The sequence below is a fragment of the Acetobacter sp. DsW_059 genome (assembly GCF_002153695.1).
Lineage (GTDB): Bacteria > Pseudomonadota > Alphaproteobacteria > Acetobacterales > Acetobacteraceae > Acetobacter > Acetobacter thailandicus.
Map to the genome: position 1 here is coordinate 1 of NZ_JOPI01000053.1, position 4711 is coordinate 4711.

Below are 4711 nucleotides of genomic sequence, written 5' to 3' on the forward strand. Positions count from 1 at the left end.
CTTCCTGAGGGGCAGCGAAAGAAAAAGACGGGTAGAAAACAGCAGCTGCCGCAAGTGGCAGCGCCTTAGACAGAGAAAAGTGCCTCATAAAGAGTACAGGCCTTGGTTCGTACGCGTCACTACGGTGAGCATGGTTAGCTGCGTCTGGCATATCCCCGACCATTCGCTTCGTCTGTGACTGTGTGTGGTGGCAGGTCTCCTGGCTTGCGGGTCATGAGCAGACAGCGAGCCTTCCCGGAGAGTAAACTCCAGTGACCGGACAGTGCGTCCCTGCATGTCTGCTTTACCGCTTACAGTTGCGGGGACAGCCGCAGCATCACACTGCGTTCCCTTTTCATCCCTTGCGGGAACCACCGGTTTGCGCAGGGCATTTCTTAACAAAGAATATATACTCACGCCATTATAATTTATAACATCCTTACGAATGTTATGTTATAATATTACATATCGGGAAAAATTACGCAATCATGAGAATACCCCAGGCAGACGGGGGCCGTGATTATGCCGGGGATGATAGTTTTATGCCGCTTAAACTATGGCCGGTTTCAGGGGGTATGTTCCTGTTGTGTTGCAGGGTTAATATTCTGGAGAGACAGCGGTTCTGCAGGCTGAATGTAAATATAATCAGGAGCTCGCGGTATCCACACTCTGTGAGTGCGTAAAAAATTTGCTCCCAGGAGTGATGTCGGCGTTTTTTGAATCAGAATTTCCGGGTTGTTGAAAATAAAAGGTCCTACTTCCAGGCTGTTAACACGATGCAGGTAGCCTGTGCGTTTAGTTTGATCTATGCCATAGACATCTATGGTCTGGTCATTGGTAAGATCGTTTTTGCTTATGCCTGCTTTCAGAGCATCGTCACGTGAGATCAAAGTTGTGGCAGCGCCGCTGTCGAGAACAGCATCAAATTCATGGCCGTTGATCTTAACAGGAACGGCAGTTTTTCTCTGATCATTTCTTGGGTGGTTAATTCTGACCTTAAAAAACTCGCCAGACCAGCCAGACCAGCTTAGTAAGTAGTCCTCTTTGCATCCGCTGAAAGTATATAAATTCATGCGATGCTGTGGCAGGTTAAAGACAACATCATAATTTGATAAAAAGTCATTGCCGAAGAGCCCGACAACAGGCCTGCCATTAATAACTCTGGTAGCTGATGTCTTTCCTGTAGTCATAAAAGATACATTAGTCGCTGCTGCACTCCCCAGGTGAATTGTATCGGCGACCGCAGTTCCTGCTGATGTGTAGCCTCCTGAACCGCGCAAATAGAGTCGCTCTGAGTTAGCGGCAAGACCAAGCTTTTTAGCCTCTCCTGGCCATAAAATGCTGCCCTGTGCACCTGTATCGACAATAAGTGCTATTTTATGGCCGTTGATTTCGGCCTCGATAACAGGAGATTCCTCATCGTTGATGACGATCAGGTCTCCGAAGCTGGAAACCTTGCACTGATCGCCGGTATGGCACGCGCTCAGAGCCAGCAGGGAGAGAGGGATAAAGTGGCGTTTATACCCGGAGATGATCGCTTTTGCAGCTGATGGATAACAAAAAGATTTACGAGTGAACGTGGTTTCCGGCTTTTGAAAGTTATCCATCATTTCACCGCATAAAACAGATACAATGGATAAAGTTTAATATTTCTTATATTTGGAAGTCAAAGTAATTTTATAGAACAATCCTTATTCATCGTGTTTTAAACAGGCGATTTCCAGCATCTCCAAGTCCAGGTCGAATATAGCCATGATCGTCAAGTCCAGGGTCTGTTGCACAGGTTATAACTGATACATCGGGGTGTGTTTTCTTAAGGTGTTCGATACCATGAGGGGTAGATAACAGGCAGGCAAAAAGAATATTTTTTGCCCCTTCTTCTTTGAGCCGTGTCAGGGCAACTGCTGCGCTGTGCCCTGTGGCCAGCATCGGGTCAACAACAATGCACAGACGGTCGGAGATACGGGCCGGTAGTTTCAGATAATACTCAACGGCCTCTAATGTTTCTGGGTCTCTGTACAGGCCAATATGACCAACGGCTGCAAATGGTGCCAGATCAAGCATGCCATCAAGCAATCCGTTGCCTGCACGTAAGATGGAAATAAAGCACAGAGCCGGGCCGGCCAGCTGTTTGCTGAGCATGGTTTCAAGAGGGGTTGTTATTTCAACCGTTTCAAGAGGGAGGTGGCGTGTGGCTTCATAGCACATGAGCAGACTTAATTCCCGTACGAGGGTACGGAAACTGGCAGTGGAGGTATCGGCTCTGCGTAAAAGTGTCAGCTTGTGCTGGATAAGAGGATGGTCAAGCACGGTCAGGTGCGCCGGGTTATATGCTGTCATGATGATGGTATTACTTTGCTTTTAACGGCAGGAACAAACAGAATATGATGATGTGATTTTTACATAATAATCTGTATTACAGTATAGTCTTAGTATCGTAAGTCATGAAATATAAGGATTACCCATCATATGGCCATTCAGTATGTCACAGTAACATGGGACCAGCTGCACAGAGATGCGCGTTTGCTGGCTGAAGCTCTGGTGCCCTCAATGCCCTTTAAGGGGATTATTGCTGTGACACGCGGGGGACTGATACCGGCTTCTATCGTTGCCCGTGAGCTTGGGTGCCGTCTGGTTGATACGATTTCTGTGGTAACCTACGATGAAGAGAACCGTGGTGAACCTCAGATCATTAAAGAAGCCAGTGTAGCCGGTGACGGGGAAGGTTTTCTGATAATTGATGATCTGGTTGATTCGGGGGTGACAGCTCGTGTGGTGAGAGAGCGCCTGCCAAAAGCAGTTTTTGCCTGCCTTTATGCTAAGCCGGATGGCCGGGCTCTGACAGATCATTTCATTGCAGAAGTACCGCAGGAGACCTGGGTTCTTTTCCCCTGGGATACGGCCCCGCTGTTTGTTGCGCCACTTGCAGAACGCTCTTTAGAAAAAAAGATTTAATTTTTTCATTTTTGGGGTTGCCAGCTGCGAAAAACCCCCCTAAGTTCCGCCTCAGTTCGGGGCGTGGCGCAGCCTGGTAGCGCGCTTGTTTTGGGTACAAGAGGCCCCCGGTTCGAGTCCGGGCGCCCCGACCATATCTCTCTGGAGGCATGATTATGCCAGCACGGATTTATAAGCAGGCCAAACCCGCAGGTCAGTCAGGACTGGCTGGCACGAAGGAATGGATCCTTGAATACGGGCAGAGTGCTCCTAGGCTGCGTAGCAGGCTTATGGGGTGGAATGGCAGCACAGATGACACCATCTCTCAGATCAGGCTTAATTTCGTTTCCTGTGAAGAGGCTGTTGCTTACGCTGAACGTCATGGTATTCATGCAGAGATAGAAAAAACAGCACAGAGAATTCGTTCTCCTAAAATTTATGCAGATAATTTTGCATATAATCGTGTTGAAAACTGGACCCATTAATTTACTAGAATAATGGTCTGTTATTTCAGGGTAGTATAGCTGCCCTGCCGGGCGCCCTTAGCTCAGCTGGATAGAGCAACAGCCTTCTAAGCTGTGGGTCAGTGGTTCGAATCCACTAGGGCGCGCCAATTTTTTCAAGCAGTTAACAGGTGCTTGCTGGCAGATAATCCATCGCCTGCCTGCGTCGTGCAACATTAAGCGACCAGGCTCAGTCTCTGGTATCGTGTCTCACCATTTCTGGAAGACCAGCCTGAGGGTGGTTTCCGTCGGTTCGTTTTCAATAGCCCGATGATATTGGCCAGGTCGTCAGCTGCGCTTTCGCCGCGGCCAATCGTATCTCTGTTTGCAGGTTGTATTTGGAAACGGAGAGGGTTTTGCCCGCAGTCATGATGCGGCGGTGTTCAAGGTTGTGGAGGTCGGCTCGGTGGGTAATCATTGGCTGCTGGTGGTCGGGGTGGCGGCCCATGGGGCCTCTTTATATTGGACTTCAGAGTCCGAGTGTTTCGTTATCAATGCAACCCATCAAACCCCGGGACTAAATAGGTAGATTCAGGCCTTGTTAATATATTGAGCTGGGTAAGGGTCTTTCCTCTGATACCGACCAGGAAAAATAAAAAAGATCGTTAAATATAATTAATGTGATATAAGCCCTGGTCAGTGAATTTTTTATCTGAAGTGTGAATCATGCCAAAAAACCCCTGCTTCACCAGCAGCCAGAAAGCCAATACCTGCCTCTGTTCCCGTTGAAGAAACTCTTCTGGAGAAGGGCGTGTTGAAGCTCACACCAGTTACCAATGTGCCACCGGTTAAGCGTAGGCTGGTAGTATACCAGATACGAACCGTATGAGTTTTCTTGCCGGCGCTGTCGTTGGGTATGGGGCTGATGAAAAACTCCACACCTATGCCGCAGATGTCTGGAAAAATCAGGCTCAGCTCTGGCCAGATTTTTTTAAGGGATACCCCGCAGTTTATACCAGTGCGACACCACCGGCTGCCAAAGCAACGGCTGATGACCTTATAAAAGCTCTTTCTGTTCTGATGCGGATCGGCTTTCTGGTGGCTGACACAGCAGATGTTCTGGGGGGTGTTGCCCGGTCTGACCTGAGAGTTTCACTGAAAGGACGCAATTTTATTCTGGGTGAAGAAGGGGATGGTTCAAAAATTTACTGGCCGGGGAATCCACTTAGTGGTGTTACGATTGGCCCGGGCTACGATATGGGCAGCAGGTCGCGTGAAAATATTACAGATGATCTAGGCTCAGGACCTGTTAATTTATTGAACTGAGCGAGAGATTGTGATTCACAGGCTTACCG

6 protein-coding genes, 2 tRNA genes and 1 riboswitch are annotated in these 4711 nt (G+C 48.5%); of the genes, 5 read left to right on the forward strand and 3 right to left on the reverse strand.

Annotated features, from left to right (window positions below; all coding sequences use genetic code 11):
• Positions 1–171: 171 nt before the first annotated feature.
• A riboswitch (cobalamin riboswitch) is annotated at positions 172–370 on the reverse strand.
• A gap of 175 nt (positions 371–545) precedes the next feature.
• Positions 546–1589, reverse strand: a complete 1044-nt coding sequence (locus HK25_RS10710; protein WP_086636187.1) for an aspartyl protease family protein — start codon at positions 1587–1589, stop codon at positions 546–548.
• A gap of 85 nt (positions 1590–1674) precedes the next feature.
• Positions 1675–2319, reverse strand: coding sequence for a uracil phosphoribosyltransferase (gene upp, locus HK25_RS10715; RefSeq protein ID WP_086554894.1), 645 nt, complete (start codon positions 2317–2319; stop codon positions 1675–1677).
• Between the two features lie 129 nt (positions 2320–2448).
• Between upp and gpt the strand changes: the two genes are divergently transcribed.
• From gpt to HK25_RS10735, 4 genes are all read left to right on the forward strand, one after another.
• Positions 2449–2934, forward strand: a complete 486-nt coding sequence (gene gpt / locus HK25_RS10720) for a xanthine phosphoribosyltransferase (RefSeq protein ID WP_086554895.1) — start codon at positions 2449–2451, stop codon at positions 2932–2934.
• Between the two features lie 57 nt (positions 2935–2991).
• Positions 2992–3068, forward strand: a tRNA-Pro gene (locus tag HK25_RS10725).
• 21 nt (positions 3069–3089) lie between these two features.
• A complete protein-coding gene (locus HK25_RS10730) occupies positions 3090–3398 on the forward strand; it encodes an ETC complex I subunit (protein ID WP_086636189.1) in 309 nt (102 codons plus the stop codon).
• 51 nt (positions 3399–3449) lie between these two features.
• Positions 3450–3526, forward strand: a tRNA-Arg gene (locus HK25_RS10735).
• 149 nt (positions 3527–3675) lie between these two features.
• On the opposite strand, the gene HK25_RS12825 is transcribed toward HK25_RS10735, so the two are convergent.
• Positions 3676–3864 carry a hypothetical protein gene (locus HK25_RS12825; protein WP_143295989.1) on the reverse strand — a complete coding sequence of 63 codons (189 nt, stop codon included), beginning with the start codon at positions 3862–3864 and terminating at the stop codon, positions 3676–3678.
• 377 nt (positions 3865–4241) lie between these two features.
• Here HK25_RS12825 and HK25_RS10740 point away from each other — a divergent pair, with 377 nt between their 5' ends.
• Complete coding sequence (locus HK25_RS10740; protein WP_086636188.1) at positions 4242–4682, forward strand: hypothetical protein; 441 nt, start codon at positions 4242–4244, stop codon at positions 4680–4682.
• Positions 4683–4711 lie beyond the last annotated feature (29 nt).

Bases quoted from the DNA above. Each gene is read 5' to 3' on its own strand.
- upp (WP_086554894.1), bottom strand. From the start codon at position 2,319: ATGACAGCATATAACCCGGCGCACCTGACCGTGCTTGACCATCCTCTT.
- gpt (WP_086554895.1), top strand. From the start codon at position 2,449: ATGGCCATTCAGTATGTCACAGTAACATGGGACCAGCTGCACAGAGAT.
- HK25_RS10730 (WP_086636189.1), top strand. From the start codon at position 3,090: ATGCCAGCACGGATTTATAAGCAGGCCAAACCCGCAGGTCAGTCAGGA.
- HK25_RS12825 (WP_143295989.1), bottom strand. From the start codon at position 3,864: ATGGGCCGCCACCCCGACCACCAGCAGCCAATGATTACCCACCGAGCC.
- HK25_RS10740 (WP_086636188.1), top strand. From the start codon at position 4,242: ATGAGTTTTCTTGCCGGCGCTGTCGTTGGGTATGGGGCTGATGAAAAA.
- HK25_RS10710 (WP_086636187.1), bottom strand. From the start codon at position 1,589: ATGATGGATAACTTTCAAAAGCCGGAAACCACGTTCACTCGTAAATCT.